At 62.5% G+C, this 21,986-nt stretch carries 21 protein-coding genes; 9 read left to right on the top strand and 12 right to left on the bottom strand.

The genetic code is table 11. The features are described 5' to 3' along the window. Positions 1-31 precede the first annotated feature (31 nt). Together NL528_RS19095 and NL528_RS19090 are read left to right on the top strand one after the other, a co-directional pair. A complete protein-coding gene (locus tag NL528_RS19095) occupies positions 32-1,771 on the top strand; it encodes a helicase HerA domain-containing protein (protein ID WP_309184226.1) in 1,740 nt (579 codons plus the stop codon). A 97-nt stretch (positions 1,772-1,868) separates the two neighbouring features. Beyond that, positions 1,869-2,447 carry a peroxidase-related enzyme gene (locus NL528_RS19090; RefSeq protein WP_309184225.1) on the top strand — a complete coding sequence of 193 codons (579 nt, stop codon included), beginning with the start codon at positions 1,869-1,871 and terminating at the stop codon, positions 2,445-2,447. Positions 2,448-2,465: 18 nt separating this feature from the next. On the opposite strand, the gene NL528_RS19085 is transcribed toward NL528_RS19090, so the two are convergent. Beyond that, the gene (locus NL528_RS19085) at positions 2,466-3,092 is read right to left on the bottom strand and encodes a ParB-like protein (protein ID WP_309184224.1); all 627 of its coding nucleotides are present in this window, start codon (positions 3,090-3,092) and stop codon (positions 2,466-2,468) included. 116 nt (positions 3,093-3,208) lie between these two features. Between NL528_RS19085 and NL528_RS19080 the strand changes: the two genes are divergently transcribed. From NL528_RS19080 to NL528_RS19050, 7 genes are all read left to right on the top strand, one after another. Beyond that, positions 3,209-4,093 carry an ion channel gene (locus NL528_RS19080; protein WP_309184223.1) on the top strand — a complete coding sequence of 295 codons (885 nt, stop codon included), beginning with the start codon at positions 3,209-3,211 and terminating at the stop codon, positions 4,091-4,093. Between the two features lie 85 nt (positions 4,094-4,178). Further along, positions 4,179-4,520, top strand: coding sequence for a hypothetical protein (locus tag NL528_RS19075; RefSeq protein WP_309184222.1), 342 nt, complete (start codon positions 4,179-4,181; stop codon positions 4,518-4,520). A 192-nt stretch (positions 4,521-4,712) separates the two neighbouring features. After that, positions 4,713-5,006 (top strand): acyl carrier protein, encoded by a 294-nt coding sequence (locus NL528_RS19070; protein WP_192740419.1) that lies wholly within the window; start codon positions 4,713-4,715, stop codon positions 5,004-5,006. A gap of 9 nt (positions 5,007-5,015) precedes the next feature. After that, positions 5,016-5,489, top strand: a complete 474-nt coding sequence (locus tag NL528_RS19065; protein WP_309184221.1) for a 3-hydroxyacyl-ACP dehydratase FabZ family protein — start codon at positions 5,016-5,018, stop codon at positions 5,487-5,489. Beyond that, positions 5,482-6,684, top strand: a complete 1,203-nt coding sequence (locus NL528_RS19060; RefSeq protein WP_309184220.1) for a beta-ketoacyl-ACP synthase — start codon at positions 5,482-5,484, stop codon at positions 6,682-6,684. Before NL528_RS19065 ends, NL528_RS19060 begins: the two co-directional genes overlap by 8 nt. A gap of 106 nt (positions 6,685-6,790) precedes the next feature. Beyond that, positions 6,791-8,068, top strand: a complete 1,278-nt coding sequence (locus NL528_RS19055) for a beta-ketoacyl-ACP synthase (RefSeq protein ID WP_309184219.1) — start codon at positions 6,791-6,793, stop codon at positions 8,066-8,068. 20 nt (positions 8,069-8,088) lie between these two features. Continuing rightward, entirely contained in the window at positions 8,089-9,024 is a 936-nt protein-coding gene (locus NL528_RS19050; protein WP_309184218.1) for a lipid A biosynthesis lauroyl acyltransferase, read from the top strand. Positions 9,025-9,178: 154 nt separating this feature from the next. Here NL528_RS19050 and NL528_RS19045 read toward each other — a convergent pair whose 3' ends face one another. From NL528_RS19045 to fba, 11 genes are all read right to left on the bottom strand, one after another. Next, positions 9,179-10,288, bottom strand: coding sequence for a polyamine ABC transporter substrate-binding protein (locus tag NL528_RS19045; RefSeq protein ID WP_309184217.1), 1,110 nt, complete (start codon positions 10,286-10,288; stop codon positions 9,179-9,181). A gap of 6 nt (positions 10,289-10,294) precedes the next feature. Continuing rightward, on the bottom strand, positions 10,295-11,464 hold the full coding sequence (locus NL528_RS19040) for an aminotransferase (protein ID WP_309184216.1): 1,170 nt from the start codon (positions 11,462-11,464) through the stop codon (positions 10,295-10,297). Between the two features lie 8 nt (positions 11,465-11,472). Beyond that, positions 11,473-11,751, bottom strand: coding sequence for a rhodanese-like domain-containing protein (locus NL528_RS19035; RefSeq protein ID WP_309184973.1), 279 nt, complete (start codon positions 11,749-11,751; stop codon positions 11,473-11,475). 163 nt (positions 11,752-11,914) lie between these two features. Then, positions 11,915-13,840: a potassium transporter Kup gene (locus NL528_RS19030; protein ID WP_309184215.1), complete on the bottom strand. Its 1,926-nt coding sequence runs from the start codon at positions 13,838-13,840 to the stop codon at positions 11,915-11,917. Positions 13,841-13,986: 146 nt separating this feature from the next. Next, positions 13,987-15,885, bottom strand: a complete 1,899-nt coding sequence (locus tag NL528_RS19025; RefSeq protein WP_309184214.1) for a potassium transporter Kup — start codon at positions 15,883-15,885, stop codon at positions 13,987-13,989. Between the two features lie 158 nt (positions 15,886-16,043). Next, complete coding sequence (locus tag NL528_RS19020; RefSeq protein ID WP_309184213.1) at positions 16,044-16,874, bottom strand: flagellar motor protein MotB; 831 nt, start codon at positions 16,872-16,874, stop codon at positions 16,044-16,046. A 32-nt stretch (positions 16,875-16,906) separates the two neighbouring features. Further along, on the bottom strand, positions 16,907-17,680 hold the full coding sequence (locus tag NL528_RS19015; protein WP_074281133.1) for a motility protein A: 774 nt from the start codon (positions 17,678-17,680) through the stop codon (positions 16,907-16,909). A 213-nt stretch (positions 17,681-17,893) separates the two neighbouring features. Next, a complete protein-coding gene (gene cbbX / locus NL528_RS19010) occupies positions 17,894-18,787 on the bottom strand; it encodes a CbbX protein (RefSeq protein WP_375144063.1) in 894 nt (297 codons plus the stop codon). 157 nt (positions 18,788-18,944) lie between these two features. Further along, positions 18,945-19,364 (bottom strand): ribulose bisphosphate carboxylase small subunit, encoded by a 420-nt coding sequence (locus NL528_RS19005; RefSeq protein WP_074281132.1) that lies wholly within the window; start codon positions 19,362-19,364, stop codon positions 18,945-18,947. Positions 19,365-19,375: 11 nt separating this feature from the next. Next, positions 19,376-20,836 (bottom strand): form I ribulose bisphosphate carboxylase large subunit, encoded by a 1,461-nt coding sequence (locus tag NL528_RS19000; RefSeq protein ID WP_309184211.1) that lies wholly within the window; start codon positions 20,834-20,836, stop codon positions 19,376-19,378. A 50-nt stretch (positions 20,837-20,886) separates the two neighbouring features. Further along, positions 20,887-21,972 (bottom strand): class II fructose-bisphosphate aldolase, encoded by a 1,086-nt coding sequence (gene fba, locus NL528_RS18995; protein ID WP_309184210.1) that lies wholly within the window; start codon positions 21,970-21,972, stop codon positions 20,887-20,889. Positions 21,973-21,986 lie beyond the last annotated feature (14 nt).

Below are 21,986 nucleotides of genomic sequence, written 5' to 3'. Positions count from 1 at the left end.
ACCCAATTCATGACATGCCAGGTTTAACACTGTGACATCCTTCGGACGCGTGATTTCGGTGCGGGGCTCCCTCGCCCGGGTCGGACTTCTGGCGGTGAACAAGATGGGCCTCGCCGAGGTGCGGGCTACCGTCGGCCGCTTCGTCAGCATCCGCTGCGCAAATTCCACCATCGTCGCCATGATCACGGAAGTGTCGTGCGAGAATCTGCCGACATCCGACAGCTACATCGCCAGCGCCTCGGTCGACCTGCTCGGCGAAATCCTCGGCGGGCCCGAGCGTCCCAAATTCCAGCGCGGCGTCACCAACTATCCGACCATCGGCGATGCCGTCGACCTGATCAGCAATGCGGAACTGCGCACGGTCTACGCGCCGAGCGGATCGGATCAGATCAATATCGGTACCCTGCAGCAGGATCCCTCGGTCATCGCCTATGTCGATATCGAGGAAATGCTCTCCAAGCATTTCGCGGTGCTCGGCTCCACCGGCGTCGGCAAATCGACCGGCGTGTCGCTGCTGCTGAACGAAATTCTCAAGTCGCGGCCGAACTTGCGGATCTTCCTGCTCGACGTCCACAACGAATACGGTCGCTGTTTCGGCGATCGCTCGCTGGTGCTCAACCCGCGTAACCTGAAACTGCCATTCTGGCTGTTCAATTTCGAAGAGATCGTCGACGTGCTGTTCGCCGGCCGCCCCGGCGTGCCGGAGGAACTCGACATCCTCGCCGAAGTCATTCCGATGGCGAAGGGAATCTATACGCAGTACCAGAACACCGATCGGCTCGGGCTGAAGCGCGCCGATCCCAAGGCGATCGGCTACACCGTCGATACGCCGGTGCCCTACCGTCTGGTCGATCTGATTTCGCTGATCGACGAGCGCATGGGCAAGCTGGAGAACCGCTCATCGCGCATCATCTACCACAAGCTGATTTCGCGCATCGAGACCGTGCGCAACGATCCGCGCTACGCCTTCATGTTCGACAACGCCAATGTCGGCGGCGACACCATGGCGGAAGTCATCAGCCATCTGTTCCGGCTGCCGGCCAACGGCCGTCCGATGACCGTGATGCAGCTGGCCGGTTTCCCCGCCGAAGTCATCGATTCCGTGGTGTCGGTGGTGTGCCGCATGGCGTTCGACTTCGGGCTGTGGAGCGACGGCGTCTCGCCGCTGCTGTTCGTCTGCGAAGAGGCGCATCGCTACGCTTCCGCCGACCGCAACATCGGGTTTGGGCCAACCCGCAAGGCCGTCTCGCGCATCGCCAAGGAAGGCCGCAAATACGGCGTCTATCTCGGGCTGGTGACGCAGCGTCCGGCCGAACTCGACGCCACCATCATCTCCCAGTGCAACACGCTGTTCACGATGCGCCTTGCCAACGACCGCGACCAGGCGCTGCTGCGTTCCGCGGTCTCGGACGCCGCCGCCAATTTGCTGTCGTTCGTCCCCTCGCTCGGCACCCGCGAAGTGCTCGCGTTCGGTGAAGGCGTCGCACTTCCGACCCGGCTGCGCTTCAAGGAAGTGCCGTTGCATCAACTGCCGCGCAGCGAAGCAACCATCTCGACCGTGCCGTCGGTCGCCGCCGGCCACGACATGCATTTCGTCTCGGCCGTGCTGGAACGCTGGCGTGGCGCTACCTCGCATCGCGATGTGCCGAACGATCCCACCATCAACGACCGGCCCGCCGCCCGCACGGTGTCGTTGGAAGCGCCGATGCTGCAGCCCTCGATGGGGCTCGATCCCGATCGCTTCTCGCTGCTGAAGAAGCCGCTGCGCTAAAGCGCATTCCAGCAAGCCACTCCTGCGCTTTGCGCCGAAGCCGCCATCGACTATGGTTTCGCCATAACCGCACCACGCGGCATGCCGGAACCTTTTCATGACACAGCCGATCGCAAGACGATTCCCGACGCCGTCCCTCGACAAACTGCCCGACGATATCCGCACCCGCATTCAGGCGGTGCAGGAAAAGTCCGGCTTCGTTCCCAACGTCTTCCTGACGCTGGCCTATCGTCCCGACGAGTTTCGCGCCTTCTTTGCCTATCACGACGCGCTGATGGACAAGGATGGCGGCCTGACCAAGGCCGAACGCGAGATGATCGTGGTGGCGACCAGCAGCGCCAACCAGTGCCATTACTGCGTGATCGCGCACGGCGCCATCCTGCGCATCCGGGCCAAGAATCCGCAGATCGCCGACCAGATCGCGGTCAACTACCGCAAGGCCGACATCACGCCGCGGCAGCGCGCCATGCTCGACTTTGCGATGAAGGTGAGCGCGGAGGCGAACCGGATTTCGGAGGAGGACTTCACAGCCGTCGCCAGCCACGGCTTCAGCGACGACGACATCTGGGACATCGCCGCGATCTCGGCATTCTTTGCGCTGTCGAACCGGATCGCCAATGTCACCGCGATGCGCCCGAACGACGAGTTCTACATGATGGGGCGGCTGCCGAAATAGAAACGGGCGCGCCGGACGCTAGCCGTCCGACGCGGGCCCACACCAGCCGGGCAGATAGACCGCGTCCTGGCTTTTGGCGAAAGCCAGCGCTTTCTCCATCGACCTGGAGAAATTTGCTTCCACGCTCTTGCGCGACATTTTCCGGCGCAGAAAATCCGCCCACAGGAATTCGCTGAACGGCGTGGTGTCCTTGGCAAAGCCGCCGGCGCGGCGCAATTCGCCGGCGAGGCTGCGGAACGGGTCGTCCTTGAGGGCGGCTACCGATTTCGGGATATCCTTGAATTGCCGGCGTTCGCCTCTGGCGTCGTACGGATAGACCCATCGCTTGTTGTCCATCACGCCCCAGAACGCTTCGCGCTGGACCATGGTGAGATCGCCGATCACGGTCACCAGGATATCGTTGACGCCTTCGTCGTGCAGCGCACGCGCCAGATGATGATGATCGACCACGTAGTAGTTCTGGTCCGGCCCGAAAACCACGGGAATCATGTGCTTGCCCAGCAATTCGGCGCGCTTCTTCGCCGACTTGTGCTCCCGCCAGCGCTTGCGCTTTTCCTTCACTTCCCGCATCCCAACCGTCATCTGGGTTGGACGCAGCGAGAGGATCGGGACCGGCTTGACGTATGGTTCACGCGTGTTGGCCATAACTAACCCCGTATTTGACTGGCGAAACCTGCTCTGAAGCCGGTTCCACTATGCCATGATGGCGCGGGCGATCAAATGCCCCTGCCACCTCACAGAGATTTGCGAGATTTGAAACCATGGCGAAAAGCCCGAACGAACGAATGTCGAAGGCCCAGGTCGTGCGTTTTGGCGGCCGCGAAGTGATCACCGAAGGCCTGCACCTCAATTTCTGGGCTGATATCAGCCACCGCTGCATGACGGCGTCATGGCCGGCCTTTATCGGCGGTGCAGCATTGGTGTTCGTCGCCTTCAACGCGTTTTTCGCGGTGTTCTACTGGATCGGAGGCCAGCCGATCTCCAACGTGCCGGGCGGCGACTACATCGACTATCTCTATTTCAGCATCGAGACGCTTTCGACCGCTGGTTATGGCGACATGCATCCGCAAACCCATTACGGGCATTTCATCGCGACCGTCGAACTGTTCACCGGGATCTTTTCGATGTCGCTGATGACCGGGCTGATCTTTGCACGCTTCTCGCGTCCGAGCGCGCGGCTGCTGTTCGCCGACAATCCCGTCATTTCAGACCATGAGGGCGAACAGACGCTGATGATCCGGCTCGCCAACGAACGCCACAACATCATCAGCAATGCCACCGCCAGATTATGGCTGTTCAAGAATATCGTCAGCAAGGAAGGCCAGCCGTTCCGGCGGTTCTACGAGTTGCCCTTGCTGCGAAACGAGAGCCCGGCGCTGGCACTGAGCTGGACGCTGTTTCACGTCATCGACGCCGGCAGTCCGCTTTACGGATTGACCGCCGATGACCTCGAAGCCATCGAGGTCTCGCTCGTGGTGGTGGTGTCCGGATACGACGTCGTCGCAGCGCAAACGGTGCATGCGCGAAAGTCGTACGATTATCCCGAGATCCGCTTTGGACAGCGCTACGCGGAAATCCTCGGCACCGCCGAAGACGGCCGTCTCAGGATCGATTACGGCCGGTTCCATGACACCGTGCAGGGGTAGACCTGCATTCACGCGCACCAAGATTTTATGTGAGCCGCCGGGCGAGCGTGTTAAACTGAACTGCAACGCCTCCGGACCGACAGCAGTGAAAACCCAGCGGCCTATTACCAGGGATGACGAGCACGTCGTGCTCAAATTCCGGCCGCGCACGTCTGCCCATCCGCCGGGCCGGCAGGACGCGCCGGCGGAGCCGGCAAATATCCGGCACGTTGCAAACGATCTGTCCCGCTACGAGCGGCCCCGGGACGAGCCGGACGACTTCCGTCATCGCATGCTGGCGAACATTGCGGCCTTCGCGTTCACCGTGGCGCTGACCGCGATCGGGATTTGGCTGGCGATGAGCATTGCGGACCTCCGCAAAACCCAGGATTGCGTGCTGATGGGCCGCCATGACTGCGCCCGGATTTCCATGGTGCCGCACGGCTAGATTGTGGAACCGGCCAGCCGTTTGCCCAAAAATCCGTCCCCGCAGGGGGAGCCAACCTCCATTGAACTCAGGGCTCCGCTCCGATATACGGGCACTCAACTCCGGCCGGAGGGCATCGGACATTCCGGGGCCGCCGCACCCGCCCCGACCAAGCCGCTCCAGAATTATCTCCAATATATCAAAGGCTTAATGATGTCTTCCACATTCGATCAGATCGCCAACATTATCGCTGAGACCTGCGACATTCCGCGCGACACGATCAAGCCGGAGAGCCACGCCATCGACGATCTCGGGATCGACAGTCTGGACTTCCTCGACATCGCCTTTGCCATCGACAAAGCGTTCGGAATCAAGATGCCGCTCGAAAAATGGACCCAGGAGGTCAACGACGGCAAGGCCACGACCGAGCAGTACTTCGTGCTGAAAAACCTCGCCGATCGTATCGACGAACTGGTCGCCGCCAAGAACGCAGGCACGGGCGCGTAATCGCCCGTCATGAACCTCGATTACTTCCAGCTGATCGACCGCATCGTCGACCTCGACATCGCCAAGCAGACGATTGTCGTCGAGGCGCAGGTTCCGCAGCAGCACACCATCTTCGAGGGGCATTTCCCGGGCTTTCCAATCATGCCCGGCGTCCTCCTGACCGAAGCGATGGCGCAGAGTTCCGGCTGGCTTTTGCTTGGCGTATTGAAGTTCGAGCGCATGCCGTTCCTGGCAATCGTGAAGGAAGCCAAGATGCGAGGTTTCGTCAGCCCCGGTCAGTTGCTGACGATCGATGCGAAGGTCGAGCACGAAGGTTCCGGCTTTGCCGTCACGAAGGCCAAGGGCCGCGTCGGCAAGGAGCTGAAGTGCAGCGCTGAAATCACCTTCGGCCTCGCCCCCTTCCCCGACCCTGCCTTTCGCGTTCACATGGACGCGATGGCCAACAAGATCGGCTTCCCGCTGCAGGCGATGCCCCATGACTGAGCCGAAATCACCGGGTGCGAAGGAAGTCTGGATCACCGGCATCGGCATCGTGTCCTCGCTCGGTGAAGGGCTGGACGCGCACTGGGATGCGCTCAACGCCAGGCGTATCAATTTCGACGACAAGCGTTTCGCGCCCTACATCGTCCATCCGCTGGCCCCGGTCGTCTTCGACGCCCAGATCCCGAAAAAGGGCGACCAGCGCCAGATGGAGGCGTGGCAGCGCATCGGCACCTATGCCGCCGGGCTGGCGCTCGATTCCGCCGGCGTCAAAGGCAATCAGGAAATCCTTTCCCGGATGGATATGGTGATCGCGGCCGGCGGTGGCGAACGCGACATCGCGGTTGACATGGCGATCCTCAACGCCGACGCGCAGGGCAATTCGAGCCCCGGCTTTCTCAACGAACGGCTGATGAATGACCTGCGGCCGACCCTGTTTCTGGCCCAGCTCTCCAACCTGCTCGCCGGCAACATCGCTATCGTTCATGGCGTCTGCGGCACGTCGCGCACCTTCATGGGCGAGGAAGCCGCAAGCATCGATGCCGCACGGATCGCGCTCGCGCGCATCGAGGCCGGTCAAAGCGACATCGCGCTGATCGGCGGCGCCCATAATGGGGAACGTCCCGACCTCATGATCCTCTATGAATTCGGCGATTTCAACCTGACCGACAAATTCTCGGGCGTCTGGGCCCGCGAGAACAACAGCGGCTTCGCCATGGGCTCAGTTGGCGCTTTCCTGGTGATGGAATCACGGGAACACGCCGAGGCGCGCGGCGCAAAGCCCTACGCAAAGCTGACCCGGGTGGTGGCCGACCTTGCGCAGCGCAAACAGCCGGGCGCGGTGACGAAATCGCTGGAAGCGCTGTGGACGAAGCTCGGCGTTACCGCCGACAGCGGCAACCTCATCACCGGCGCGACCGGCGTCGAGCCCGTGACGGCGGAAGAGAGAGCCTTCCTGCGCCAGCACCCCGGCTTCGCGGTGCGCGCAACCGGCACGACGTTCGGCCACACGCTGGAGACCCAGTTTCCGCTCGGGCTGGCGCTCGCCGCACTTTCGATCTCGCGCGGCGCGCTGTTTCCGCCCAACGATCCGACCGGGTTCGAGGTTGAAAAGTCCGAACCGCCGACCCAGATTGTCGTGGTGGGGGCCGGTCACTGGCAGGGCGAAGGCATGGCCCTGGTCGAGGCGGTCAAGTAGAGCATGATCCGGAAGGGCGGCCCGCTTTTCCGGCGAGAATGTTTGAGCAGCAGAAGTAGAGCGCGATAGCGCTGCACGGGTACGGCGCAGCATCGACGGGGGAATCATGGCAGCACCACGCGATAAATTCGGCAGGCCGATTGTCGTCGTTACCGGCATGGGCATTGTCACCTCGCTCGGCACCGGCAAGAAAGACAATTGGGCGAAGCTGACCGCGGGCGAATCCGGCATCAAGACGGTCACGCGCTTCCCCGTCGAGGGACTGAAGTCGACGATGGCCGGGACGATCGATTTCGTCACCGTCGAGCCGTTCTCGTCGACCAGCCTTTCGGAGCGTCTCGCCGAGATGGCTACCGAAGAAGCGCTGCAGCAGTCCGGAATCGGCAGCAAGGGTAATTTTCCGGGCCCGCTGTTTCTGGCGGTCGCGCCGGTCGAGACCGAATGGCCGCAGCGGCTGGAAGTCGGCCGCACCGTCGGAAAAAAAGAATTCGACTATTTCGATGTTCTGCGTGCCAGCGGTGGCGGAAAGTTCGCCGAATATCACCATCGTTTCATGTTCGGCTCGGTCGCCGGTCACCTCGCCGAAACCTTCGGAACCAAGGGATCGCCGATCTCATTGTCGACCGCTTGCGCCTCCGGCGCGACCTCGATCCAGCTCGGCGTGGAAGCGATCCGCCGCGGCGAAGCCGATGCGGCGCTGTGTGTCGCGACCGAAGGCACGGTCAATCCGGAAGCGATGGTCCGCTTCTCCCTGCTCTCGGCGCTTTCGACGCAGAACGATCCGCCGCAGGCCGCGTCAAAGCCGTTCTCGAAGAACCGCGACGGTTTCGTCATGGCCGAAGGCGCCGGCGCCCTGGTGCTGGAAAGCTATGAAGCGGCGATGGCGCGCGGCGCCTCGATCATTGGCGTCGTGGCCGGCTGCGGTGAACTGACCGACTCGTTCCACCGCACCCGGTCGAGCCCCGACGGCAAGCCGATCATCGGCTGCATGCGCAAGACGCTGGCCGATGCCGGCATGACGCCCGAACAGATCGATCACATCAACGCGCACGGCACCGCGACGCCGGAAAACGACAAGATGGAGTATCTCACCACCGCGGCCGTGTTCGGCGAACGCGCCAATCACATTCCGGTATCGTCCAACAAATCGATGGTCGGCCACACCATCTCCGCGGCCGGCGCGGTCGAGGCCATCTTCTCGCTGCTGACGCTCGAACATCAGCGGATTCCGCCGACCATCAATTACGACATGCCCGATCCGGCGATCCCGTTCGACGTGGTGGCAAACAAGGCGCGCGACGCCCGCGTCACGGCCGTGATGTCCAACTCGTTCGGTTTCGGCGGGCAGAATGCCTCGCTGATCCTGACGCGTGAACCGGTCTAGCGGGCCGCGCGTTCGCAGCGATGAACCGCCTGCTCCTTCGCACCAAGGCGCGCCTTCGCGACGCCGCCAAGCCGATGACCGAGGCCGCCGTCGGCGCGCTGACGGTCGGCATGTTGCGCACCACGCGCTATTTCGATCCGGTCAAGACCGCCAACCTGTTCGGCCGCGTCACCCGCTTCATCGGCCGAAGGCTGCGCGAGGACCGGATCGGCCGCGACAATCTGAAAGCCGCATTCCCGGAAAAATCGCCGGAAGAGATCGAGGCCATTCTCGCCGGCGTGTGGGATAATCTCGGGCGCGTCGGCGCCGAGTTCGCGCATCTCGACCATATCTGGGACTACGATCCCGATCATCCCGAAAAGCCAAGTCGCGTCGAGTTCTCGCCGCGAACCAGGGAACTGTTCGATCAGCTCAGGGATGACGGAAAGCCGGCTTTGTTCTTCGCCTGCCATCTTGGCAACTGGGAGCTGCCGGCGCTCGCCGCGGTCGCGCACGGGCTCGATGCCGCGATCCTGTTCCGGCGGCCGAACATCGAATCCGCCGACCGCGCCATTGAACGGATCCGCACCGTCAAGATGGGGACGCTGATTCCGGCCGGCCGCGAGGCGCCGCTGAAGCTCGCGGATGCCCTGCAGAACGGCCAGCACGTCGCGATGCTGGTCGATCAATATCTCACCAACGGTGTCGACGTCACGTTCTTCGGCCGCAAGACCAAGGCCAATCCGATGCTTGCCCGCCTGCTGCGGCAGGTCGATTGCCCGATCCACGGCACGCGTATTATTCGCCTGCCCGGCAATCGTTTCCGCGCCGAGCTGTCCGAAGAGGTCAAGCCGGTGCGCGACGCGTCCGGTCAAATCGATGTTCAGGGAACGATGCAGGCGATCACCGACGTCGTCGAAGGCTGGGTCCGGGAATATCCGGAACAGTGGCTGTGGCTGCATCGAAGGTGGCGGTGAGCGGCGCCCGCGGCCCTCAATCCGTCATTGCGAGGAGCGTAGCGACGAAGCAATCCAGACTGTTTGCGGTGGTGCCGTTTCTGGATTGCTTCTGGGAGCCTGTCATCGGGCGCGCATTCGCGCGACCCGTTGGCTCGCAATGACGAGGAGAGAACTACCGCCCCGTCTTCACCTTGGTCCAGAGACGGTTGATGACGCGCTGGGTGGCCGGATCGCGCGCGGTGATCACGAACAGCTTCTTCTGTGTCGCCTCATCAGGGTAGATGTTCTTGTCGTTCAGGATTTTTGGATCGACCAGTTTCTGGCTGGCCATGTTGCCGTTGGCATAAGACAGAAAATCCGAATTCCTGGCCGCGACGTCGGGCCGGTAGAGATAGTTGATCAGCTCATAGGCTTCCGCAACATTCCTGGCGTCGGCGGGTATCGCGAGATTGTCGAAGAACATCTGCGCCCCCTCCTTCGGAATGGTGTAGCCGATTTCGATATCGGATTTGGCCTCGGCCGCGCGGCTGCGCGCCTGCATCACGTCGCCCGACCAGCCCACCACAAAGCAGATCTCGCCGGAAGCCAGCGCGCTCAGATATTCGGAGGAGTGAAACTTGCGGATATAGGGCCTGATCTTGATGACGAGATCGGCGGCCTTCTCCAGATCGGCCTGCCTGGTGGAATTCGGATCGATGCCGAGATACCCCAGCGCGGCGGGAAGGATATCGTCGGCGGAATCCAGCATGTGGATGCCGCAATCCTTGAATTTCGCGAGATTCTCGGGCTTGAACACCATGTCCCAGCTGTCGATCCTGGCATCCGGCCCGAGTATTTTCTGCGCCATCTTGACGTTGTAGCCGATGCCGGTGGTGCCCCACATATAGTTGGCGCCGTAATTGTTGCCGGGATCGTAGGTGGCGAGTTGATTGGTCACCACCGGCCAGGCATTGGCGAGGTTCGGCAATTTTGACTTGTCGAGCTTCAGGAAGACTTTCGCCGTGATCTGGCGCTGCAGGAAATAGCCGGTGGGCACGACGACGTCGTAACCCGATTTGCCCGCGAGCAGCCGCGTCTCCAGCGTCTCGTTGGCGTCGAAGGTGTCGTAGACCACCTTGATGCCGGTTTCCCTGGTAAAATCCTCCAGCACCCCCGGCGCCATGTAGTTCGACCAATTGTAGAAGTTGACGGTGCGCTCCTCGGCCATGGCGGGAAGCGAAAGCAACAGAACCGCAGCAACGGCACCAATGAAACGGATTGGATGACGGTTCTGGTCGCACATCTTTCTCTACCTCTTTCGGCCGTGCACCGCGTCCGACAAGCGCTGCAGCGCCGTGTCGAGCGTTGAATCCTTCTTGGCAAAGCAGAAACGCACGACCGAGGTCACGGCGTCCTGCTCGTAAAAGGCCGACACCGGAATGGCCGCCACCTTGTAGTCGGTCACGATGCGCTTGCAGAACGCCTCATCGGTCTCGTTCAGCCCTAGCGGCGACAGATCGACGGTGAGGAAGTAGGTGCCCTGCGATCTGAGCACGGGAAAGCCGATGCTCTCCAGCCCCCTGGTGAGACGGTCCCGGCTCCGCGCCAGATCCTTCCGCATGTCGTGGAAATATTCGGCTGGCTTGCCGAGGCCATAGGCGACCGCAGCCTGCAGATTGGGTGCCGTCGTGAAGGTCAGAAACTGGTGCACCTTGGCGGCGACGCGCAATAGCGGCGGCGCGGCGCAGACAAAGCCGATCTTCCATCCCGTCAGCGAAAAGATCTTGCCGGCGGAGCCGACCTTGATGGTGCGGTCGCGCATGCCCGGGATCGTGATCAGCGGGATATGCTCGCGGCCGTCGAAGATCACATGCTCCCAGACCTCGTCGCAGATCGCGATGGTGTCGAACTGCTGGCAGAACCGCGCCAGCAGCTCGAGATCCTCGCGCGGATAGACCACGGCGGCGGGATTGAGCGGATTGTTGAACAGCACCGCCTTGGTCTTGTGGTTGAAGACGCTGGCCAGCATCTCCTCGGTCAGCCGCCAGTCCGGCGGCTCGAGGCGCAACAGGCGCGGAATGCCGCCGGCCTGGCGGATGATCGGAAGATAGCTGTCATAGACCGGCTGGAACACGACGACTTCGTCACCGGGCTCGACCACGGCGAGAATGGCCGATGTCAGCGCTTCGGTGCCGCCCGAGGTCACCATCACTTCGGTCATCGGATCGAGGTTGAGCTTGTGCCAGCGTCCGTAATGGTCCGCGATCGCCTGCCGCAGTTCGGGGATGCCCATCATCGACGGGTACTGGTTGTAGCCGTTGATCGACGCGTCCGCCGCGGCGCGCCTGATGTCCTCGGGGCCGGGATCGTCGGGAAAGCCCTGACCGAGATTGATGGCGTCGTTGTCGCGCGCGAGCTGCGACATCGCCTCGAAGATGGTGACGGGAAGGTCGGCGAAGACCTTGTTCATGGAAGTCATGGCAAGGGTCAGCCGCCGGCCCTGGTCGGCATTCCCGCAGCCTTCCAGCCCAATATGCCTCCGGCGAGGTGCTTGTCGTAGGGCAGGCCCGCAGCCTGCGCGGCCAGCGAGGCCGTCACCGACCGCTTGCCGGAACGGCAGGCGAAGACGACCTGCTTGCCCTTGGGGTCGGGAATGGCCGTCGGGTCGAATGTCGAAAGCGGAACCACGACGCCGCCGGGATAGGCCTCGACGGCAACCTCATTGGGCTCGCGGACGTCGACGAGCAGATAGCGTCCGTCCGCCATCCCCTTCGACACCTCTTCCGGCGTCAAGTCGTGCACCTGATGATCCGCCACGCATATCCTCCCGATAATCGATTAGCTAACCCGCCCCGTCATTGCGGGCGCAAAGTCGCCTCTCGCGCGGGGAAAATCAAGCGCTGTAAACGGCTTAAAGCGACCGCTGAAGCTAGATTGTGACTTGCGTGCCGACCTCGACCACCCGCCCGGTCGGAATCTGGAAATAGTCGGTGGCGTCGTTGGCGGAGCGGCTCAGCCGGATGAAAAGCAGGTCCTGCCAGCGCGGCATTCCCGAATGCGCGGCCGGCTTGAGCGACCGCCGGGACAGGAAGAACGACGTCGACATGATGTCGAACTGCCAGCCGAGCTTGCGGGCGATCGCCAGCGTCTTCGGCACGTTGGGCGATTCCATGAAGCCAAACCGCAGCGTGACCCGGGAGAAGGTCGCGCTGAGCTGTTCCATCCGCACCCGCTCGGCCGGATCGATCCGCGGCGTCGGCGCGGTCTCGATGGTGAGAATGACGTTCTTCTCATGCAGCACCTTGTAGTGCTTCAGGCTGTGCATCAGCGCGGTCGGCGCGCTCTGGGGATCGCTGGTCAGGAACACGGCGGTGCCGGAAACCCGCTGCGGCGGCCGTTTTTCCAGCATCGCCACCAGGTCGGCCAGCGGGAATTCCAGCTTGCGCGATTTCTCGAACAAGAGCCGGCTGCCGCGCCGCCAAGTGTACATCAGGAGCATCACCATGCCGCCCAGCGCCAGCGGCACCCAGCCGCCCTCGAGCACCTTCAACAGGTTGGCCGCGAGGAAGGTGAGATCGAGAAACAAAAACGGCGCGATCAGCGCGGCGGCCGCGAACGGCGACCATCTCCAGACCCGCCAGATCACGACAAAGCCCATCATCGCCGTCACCACCATGGTGCCGGTGACGGAGATGCCATAGGCCGAGGCCAGCGCGCTCGAGGAGCGGAACAGCAGCACCAGCAGCATCACCGCGATCAGCAGCAGCAAATTGATGCGCGGGATGTAGATCTGGCCGGAATGCGCTTCCGAGGTATGGCGGATTTCGAAGCGCGGCAACAATCCGAGCTGGATGGCCTGGCGCGTCAGCGAATAGGCGCCGGTGATCACGGCCTGGCTTGCAATCACGGTCGCCGCCGTTGCCAGCGCCACCATCGGGATCAGCGCCCAATCCGGGAACATCAGGAAGAACGGATTCTCTATCCCCTTGGGATCGCCGATGATCAGCGCGCCCTGCCCCATATAGTTCAGCGCCAGCGACGGCAGCACGATGAACAGCCAGGCGGTCTGGATCGGCTTTTTGCCGAAATGGCCGAGGTCGGCGTAGAGCGCCTCGGCGCCGGTGACGGCGAGGAATACCGCGCCCAGCGTCACGAAACCGATGACGCCGTGATGGATCATGAATGAAACCGCGTAGAGCGGATTGAGCGCAAGCAAGACTTCCGGATGCTGGACGATCGGGTGCAAGGCCGCGACCGCGATGACCGCGAACCAGATGCACATCACCGGCCCGAAAAAGGCCGCGACCCGCGCGGTGCCGCGCGATTGAACCGCAAACAGCACCAGCAGAATGAGCACGGTCAGCGGCACGACATACGGATCGAAGGCGGCGGTGACGAGCTTGATGCCTTCGATCGCCGACAGCACCGACAGCGCCGGCGTAATCACGGCGTCGCCGTAAAACAGCGCGCCGCTGATGATCCCGAGCAGAACGATGGCGCCGGCGCCCTTGCTGACCGCCCGCTGCGCCAGCGCCATCAAAGCCAGCGTGCCGCCCTCGCCATGGTTATCGGCGCGCAGCAGGATCACCACATATTTCAGCGTGACGACGACGATCAGCGCCCACAGGATCAGCGAGAGAACGCCGAGCACCGCCAGCGTGGTGACGCCGCCTTCGGTCGCGCTTGCGGCGACAATGGCTTCGCGCAGCGCGTAGAGCGGGCTGGTGCCGATGTCGCCATAGACGACACCGATGCTGCCGAGCATCAGGGCCTTAAAGCCGGCCGTCGAATGCGCTTCCCCATGTCCGTTGGCCGCGGGCGTTTCCGCCGCGGTGATCGTACTCTCGGACAACATGGGAAGGGCCTCTATTGTTCACTGCACAATGCAGGATGGACGCCTATACCCCCGGCGCGAATGCATAGGTTAGGCTGAATTTAGGCCTCCGATATGCGTAAGACGCATAGGTCAGCGGGTCAAGAGGGCCGAATCCGTATTAAATATCAAATAGTTACCTGCGTTCCGACCTCGACGACCCGCCCCGTGGGGATTTGGAAGTAGTCGGTGGCGTCGTTGGCGGAGCGGCTCATCGCAATAAACAGGTGATCCTGCCATTGCGGCATTCCCGACTGCGCCGACGGCTTCAGCGAGCGCCGCGAGACGAAGAACGACGTCGCCATGATATCGAATTGCCAGCCGAGCTTGCGCGCGATCACCAGGGCCTTGGGCACGTTCGGCGATTCCATGAAACCGAACCGCAACCGCACGGTGGAAAACTTGTCGCTGACCTTTTCCATGCGCACGCGCTCGGACGGCTCGACGCGCGGCGTCTGCGCGGTTTCGATGGTCAGGATCACATTGTGCTCGTGAAGCACCTTGTTGTGCTTGAGGTTATGCAGCAGCGCCGTCGGCACGAAATTCGGATCGCTGGTCAGGAACACCGCGGTGCCCTTGACGATATGCGGCGGGCGCTTTTCGAGGCTCTTGATCAGGTCGGCCAGCGGCACCTCGATGCGGCGAGTTTTTGCGATCAGGATCGCAGCACCTCGGCGCCAGGTCCAGATCATCACCGCCATCGTCACGCCGAACAGCAGCGGCACCCAGGCGCCTTCGAGCAGCTTCAGCAGGTTTGCGCTGAAGAAGGTCATGTCGACAACGACGAACGGCAGGATGACCGCAGCCGCGATCGCGACCCGCCAATTCCACAATTTCCAGATCACGACAAATCCCATGATCCCGTCGGCGACCATGGTCGTGGAAACGGCGATGCCGTAGGCCGAAGCCAGTCCGCTCGACGTGCGGAACAACAGCACCAGCAGCAGCACGCCGATCAGAAGCAGCCGGTTGACCCGCGGCAGATAAATTTGTCCGGCATGGGTCTCCGACGTGTAGCGAACCTCGAAGCGCGGCAACAGGCCGAGCTGCACCGCCTGCCGGGTCAGCGAATAGGCGCCGGTGATCACCGCCTGGCTGGCGATGACGGTCGCTGCGGTCGCCAGCGCCACCAGCGGCAACAGCAGGATTTCCGGCACCATGCGGTAGAACGAATTTTCAATCGCCGCCGGATCGGACAGCACCAGCGCGCCCTGCCCGAAATAATTGATCAGCAGCGCCGGCAGCACGAAATACAGCCAGCCGGCCTGAATCGGCTTGCGTCCGAAGTGGCCGAGATCCGCATAGAGCGCTTCGCCGCCGGTCACGGCGAGAAATACCGCACCCAGCGTCACCAATCCGATAGTGCCGTGGGAAAGCAGGAACTGGACCCCATACCAGGGATTGATCGCCGCCAGCACCGACGGATCGTCGCTGATGTGCACGAAACCCATCGCCGCCAGCGCAGCAAACCACACCACCATCACCGGACCGAACGCCGAGGCGACGCGGGCGGTGCCGCTGCGCTGCACCGAGAACAGCACGACCAGGATGAAGATCGTCAGCGGCACCACATAATGTTCGAGCGCAGGTGCCGCGAGCTTGAGGCCTTCGACCGCCGACAACACCGAAATCGCCGGCGTGATCATGGAGTCGCCGATGAACATCGAGGCGCCGATGACGCCGAGCGCCAGCAGCGGCCAGCTTCTTCGGCCAAGCGCCCGCTGACCCAACGCCATCAGCGAGAGCGTGCCGCCCTCGCCGTTATTGTCGGCGCGCAGCAGCAGCAGCACATATTTTGCGGTGACGACGATGAAGAGCGACCACAGGATCAGGCTGAGCACGCCGAGCACGATGACGCGCGTGACCGGCTGGCCCTGGGCCGCGCCGGCCACGGCCTCACGGAATGCATACAGCGGCGAGGTTCCGATATCGCCGAAAACCACGCCGATGCTCCCCAGCGTCAGCGCCCAAAAGCCTGAGGTGGCCGGCGCCTCATGGGCCTCGGTAGATGTGACGCTGACAGCCATGACGGAGGAAAAACGCTCTCACGGTTGATTTGATCCGGGCGGCTATCGACGCTTCCGCGTTGCCTGTCAATCGGGCAACCATAGCACCGCCGGCGGTGCGGGACCGCCTGCAAAGCAGGCCCCCACCAGAATTCCGAGATGGTAATATAGTAGTCGCGCTAGGGCTTCAGGCCCGGCGGAAGCGGTGGATTTTCGCGCATCAACGTGATGGTCACGCGACGGTTTGCCGGCAGCGTCGGATCGTCGGGAAACAGCGGCTGGCTGTCGGCCTTGCCGGAGACCGCGAAGATGTGGGACGGCGGCAGCCCTTCGCGCTCGAGGATCTGGCGCACCGCGTTGGCGCGGTCTGCCGAAAGATCGAACGCGCCGTAGTCGCTTCGCGCCGGCACGAAGCCGGCCGCGGTGTGGCCGATGATGGAAACCCTGAGCGGTGTCGCCTTGAGCGGGGCCGCAAGTTTCTGGATCAGCCGGCGCGTACGCTCGTACGGCTCCTTTGAGCCATCGGCGAACATCGACCGGCCGTCCTGGTCGACGATTTCGAGGTTGAGACCCTGGCTCGTCTCTTCGAACATGATGTGCTTGGACACCTCCGTCAGTTCCGGCATGTCCTGCAACGCCTGCCGCAACGAGGCCGACGCGAGCGCGAATTCACGGTCGACTATGTTACGGGTGCCGTCGGTCTGGCTGTGCTCCTTGTCCTCGGGGGTCGGCGTCGCCGATGATTCTTCCGGCGTGATATGATCGGTGTTTTTCAGCTTCGGTCGCGTCGGCAAGCCATCGGATTCGACGATGCCGGAATAGCGTACCTGGGTCTGCACGCCGAACGCGTCGCGCATGGAACCTGCGACGATCTTGAGCTTCGCGTTGTCCATGGTGGAAAAAGCGACGAGCATCACGAAGAAGCTCATCATCAGGCCCATGAGGTCGGCGAAGGTCACGAACCAGCCGTGCCCTCCGCCATGTGCATCGCCGCGCTTCTTCTTGGCCATTGCTTAGCTCCGAACCGCTGTCACCCGCGAGGTCAGGCGGGAACCGGTTCGCCCTCTTCGTGGCGATGCTTCTCCGGCAAGTAGGCCAGCAGCATTTCCCGAACCAGCGCCGGGCTCTTGGAGTCGCGGATCATCAGAATGCCGTCGATGATAAGCGTGCGATTGGTTTCCTCATCCAGAAGCTTGCCGTGCAGCTTGTCGGCAATCGGAAGGCAGAACAGGTTCGCGACCAGCGCGCCATACAGCGTCGCCAGCAGCGCGGTCGCCATGAACGGGCCGAGCTTGGAGGGGTCGGTCATGTTGGCGAACATCTGCACCATGCCGATCAGGGTTCCGATCATGCCGAACGCCGGTGCGCAGTCGCCGATGGCGCGGTAGATCTTGCTGCCTTCGTCGAGGTGCATCAGGAAGTTGTCGCGGTCGCGCTCCATATTGTCGCGAATGAATTCGAGATCGTAGCCGTCGGCGACGTAGCGGATGCCCTTGGCCAGGAACGGTTCATCGGTTTCGACCTTTTCCAGCCCGACCGGTCCCTGCTTGCGGGCGATTTCGGCGATGCGGGCGAGCTCGTCGACCAGATCGCGCGCGGACAACCGGCTCATCGTGAAGGCGAACTTCGCGCCGAGCGGCAGCCCGTGCAGCATCACGCCCAGCGGAAAACGGATCATGGTGGCGGCGATCGATCCGCCGAAAATGATGATGATCGCATGTTCGGAGATGAACATGTGGATGTCGCCACCCAGGAGCATCATCGTGGAAATGACAATAATGCCAGCCACGAGCCCAACGCCCGTCATGATATCCATGGGAGACTCCAACGCGTACGCAACACCCGGCCGTTCTGAACGGGGCGCGGCCCGAACCGGTCCACGTGCACGAACCCTACGTCGGCGCCATTAAAGACGCGTAAAGGTTAAGCTGCGGCTCTTCGGTACAATTCCGAATAAGGGCGGATTGGACGCGATTGGCGGCAAGGCTGGAAAGCCGGGTCCATGCCGCGGCACGATTTCAATGCTTTGCTAACCATAACTCGCGGGGCTGCTGCCGTTTGCGAAAACCCTGGAGGCAAGGACATCCGAGGCCTCCAGCGACATGATGTCCTCGGCGCTCAGGACGCGGTCGAGATCGGCGACGAGCCGGCTGGCCTGGCGCAGCCGCATGCGGTCGAGCGCGTTGCGGATCGATCGCGCATTGGAAAACAACGGTTGGGCCTTGCGCAGCGTGATGTAACGCACGAACGCTTCCCTCGCCGCAGGACTGAACCTGTAATTCATATCTGCAAGCATCAGCTCGGCGATCGCGAGCAATTCGTCGTCGGCATAATCGGGAAAGTCGATGTGGTGGGCGATGCGCGAGCGAAAACCGGGATTGCTGCCGAAGAACTTGTCCATGCGGTCGCCATAGCCGGCCAGGATCACCACCAGGTCCTCGCGCTGCGATTCCATCACCTGCAGCAGGATCTCGATCGCTTCCTGGCCGTAGTCGCGCTCGTTGTCCGGCCGGTGCAGGTAATAGGCCTCATCGATGAACAGCACGCCGCCCATCGCCTTCTTCAATATCTCCTTGGTCTTGGGTGCGGTGTGGCCGATATATTGCCCGACCAGTTCGTCGCGCGTGACCGACACCACCTGGCCGCGGCGCACGAAACCGAGCCTGTGCAGGATGCTGGCGATCCGCAGCGCCACGGTGGTCTTGCCGGTCCCGGGATTTCCGGTGAACGACATATGCAGCGTCGGAACTTCCGACGTCAGTCCCATCCGCTTGCGGATGCGTTCGATCAGCAGCAGCGAGGCGATTTCGCGAATCCGGGTCTTGACCGGCTTCAGCCCGATCAGTTCGCGGTCGAGCTGCGTGAGAATCTCCTCGATGCCGACGGCCTCGAGCTCCTCACGGAGGTTGACCTTGCCTGTCATCGCTGCGACGTCCAAATCCATTTGCTAACCTTCGGCGCGCCGGCGCGCCCCTTTTCCCGGAAATAAAAACTCCGCCGCCGCTTTCACAGCGACGGAGCAGTGCATCCGGCAGGGAACGATGAGGGGGCAATCGTCACCGCTGGCCGGATGGAGGAACCTAGCGGTAGCGCTGACCCTCGGGACGATCGACCGCGTAGGATGTCGTGGTGTAGCGGATGTTGCGGCCATCGACCTCGTGCCGCTCCAGCCGGAAGCCGGGCTCGTCCTTCGGCCGGTTGACGATGAACGACAACCGCAGCGACTCCCAGCCATGGCTGGAATCGAACGCCGACATTCGGATGTAGCGGTCGCCATAAACCTTGCGGCATTCATTGAGCTCCATCATCACGCCGGCGGCGTCGCGGAGATCGAACATCGGCAGTCCCCACATCTCCCAGAAATTATTGCGGGGGTGCGGATCGTCGGTGAACTCGATGTTCACCGCCCAGCCCTTGCCGAGGCAATACTGCACCTGTCGGGAAATCTGCTCGTCGGTGAGATCGGGCAGGAACGAGAAAGCGCCTTGCGTTATTCGCATGATATTGCTCCTTACATCGAGACGCTGGCGGTGGGGGCGTAGTCGGGCATGTCGGTCGACTCGTAATTGAAGGTGACGTCCTTCCAGACCTCGAGCGCGGCCTTGAGCGGCGTACAGGTTGCCGCCGCCTTGGCGAGAATTTCCGGCCCTTCGTGCAGATAGTCGCGGCCTTCGTTGCGCGCGAGGATCATCGCTTCCAGTGCGACGCGGTTGGCGGTGGCGCCCGCCTGGATGCCCATCGGGTGGCCGATGGTGCCGCCGCCGAATTGCAGCACCACGTCTTCTCCCAAATGATCGAGCAGCTGATGCATCTGGCCGGCGTGAATGCCGCCCGACGCCACCGGCATCATCTTGTTGAGGCTCGCCCAGTTTTGGTCGAAGAACACACCGTGTTCGAGTTTTGCCGGATTGAAGTCCTCGCGGCAGATGTCGTAATAGCCGCGCGTGGTGGCGGGATCGCCTTCGAGCTTGCCGACCACCGTGCCGGCATGGATGTGATCGACGCCGGCAAGCCGCATCCATTTTGCGATGACGCGGAACGAGACGCCGTGGTTGCGCTGCCGCGTATAGGTGGAGTGCCCTGCCCGGTGCAGATGCAGGATCATGTCGTTGCGCCGCGCCCATTTCGCCATCGACTGGATTGCGGTGTAGCCGATCACGAGATCGATCATGATGATGACCGAGCCGAGTTGCTTGGCGAATTCGGCGCGCTCGTACATGTCCTCCATCGTGCCTGCGGTGACGTTGAGATAGGTGCCCTTGATCTCGCCGGACGCAGCCTGCGCCTTGTTGACCGCCTCCATGCAGTAGAGGAACCGCTCGCGCCAGTGCATGAACGGTTGCGAGTTGATGTTCTCGTCGTCCTTGGTGAAATCGAGCCCGCCTTTCAGCGCCTCATAGACCACGCGGCCGTAATTGCGCCCGGACAGGCCGAGCTTCGGCTTTACGGTGGCGCCAAGCAGCGGACGGCCGAACTTGTCCATGCGTTCGCGTTCGACCACGATGCCGGTAGCCGGGCCCTGGAACGTCTTCACATAAGCGACCGGCAGCCGCATGTCTTCGAGCCGCAATGCCTTCAAAGGCTTGAAGCCGAACACATTGCCGATGATGGAGGCCGAGAGGTTGGCAATCGATCCGTTCTCGAACAGATCGAGATCGTAGGCGATATAGGCAAAATACTGCCCCGGCGAATTCGGCACGGGATCGACGCGGTAGCATTTCGCGCGGTATTTCTCCGCCGCCGTCAGCCGGTCGGTCCAGACCACCGTCCACGTCGCGGTCGAGGATTCACCGGCCACCGCCGCCGACGCCTCGATCGGATCGACGCCGTCCTGCGGCGTCACCCGGAACAACGCGATGATGTCGGTGTCCTTGGGCTCGTAGTCGGGCTCCCAGTAACCCATCTTCTTGTATTCCATCACGCCGGATTTGTAGCGATCCTTGCCGCGGACGGTCATCGATAGGTCATTCATGGCTGTTCTCCTTCAAGTTCTGGCAGCGAAGACGATTCAAAATGCATTGGTCACTCGGCCGCCTCGACCATGCCGCCGATACGTGGGTCGAGCGATCCGCTGCGATAGCGCCTGGCCATCTCCGACAGCGGGATCACCTTGATCCTGACGGCGTGGCCGGCGGTACCGAATTGTTCAAAACGCTCGCGGCAGAGGTCGCGCATCGCATCCATCGCCGGTTTGAGGAATTTGCGCGGATCGAACTCGCTTTTGCTTTGCGTTGCGACCTTGCGGAACGCCGCGGTCATCGCCAGCCGGCAGTCGGTGTCGATATTGACCTTGCGCACGCCATGCCGGATGCCGCGGGCGATTTCCTCGACCGGCACGCCCCAGGTCTGCGGCATCTCGCCGCCGAACTGGTTGAAGATGTCCTGCAGCGGTTGCGGCACCGAGGACGAGCCGTGCATCACCAGATGCGTATTGGGCAGCCGGCGATGGATTTCCTCGACCACCCTCATGGCAAGGATGTCGCCGTCCGGTTTGCGCGAGAACTTGTAGGCGCCGTGGGAAGTTCCCATCGCAATCGCCAGTGCATCGACCTTGGTGGCGCGAACGAAATCGACCGCCTGGTCCGGGTCCGTCAGCAATTGATCGTGGCTGACCTTGCCTTCGACGCCGTGGCCGTCTTCCTGCTCGCCGCCGCCGTGTTCGAGCGAACCCAATACGCCGAGTTCACCTTCCACCGAGGCGCCGATCCAGTGCGCCATTTCGACGACACGCCGGGTGATGTCGACATTGTAGTCATAATCCGCTGCGGTCTTGGCATCCGCCTTCAGCGAACCGTCCATCATGACGGAGGTGAAGCCATGCTTGATCGCGGTGGCGCACGTCGACTCCTCGTTGCCGTGATCCTGATGCAGGCAGAGCGGGATCTGCGGATACATCTCTTCCAGCGCGTCGATCATCCCCGACAGCATGATGTCGTTGGCATAGGAACGCGCGCCGCGCGAGGCCTGGATGATGACGGGTGCATCGACGGCGGCCGCCGCATCCATGATCGCAAGCCCCTGCTCCATATTGTTGATGTTGAAGGCCGGCACGCCGTAGCCATGCTCGGCGGCGTGATCCAGTAGCTGTCTCAACGTAATTCGCGCCATGGAAACCCCTTTCA

It is taken from the genome of Bradyrhizobium sp. Ash2021, from assembly GCF_031202265.1.
GTDB lineage: Bacteria > Pseudomonadota > Alphaproteobacteria > Rhizobiales > Xanthobacteraceae > Bradyrhizobium.
The sequence above is the reverse complement of the archived record's forward strand: the minus strand, read 5'-3'. Positions and strand labels throughout refer to the sequence as shown.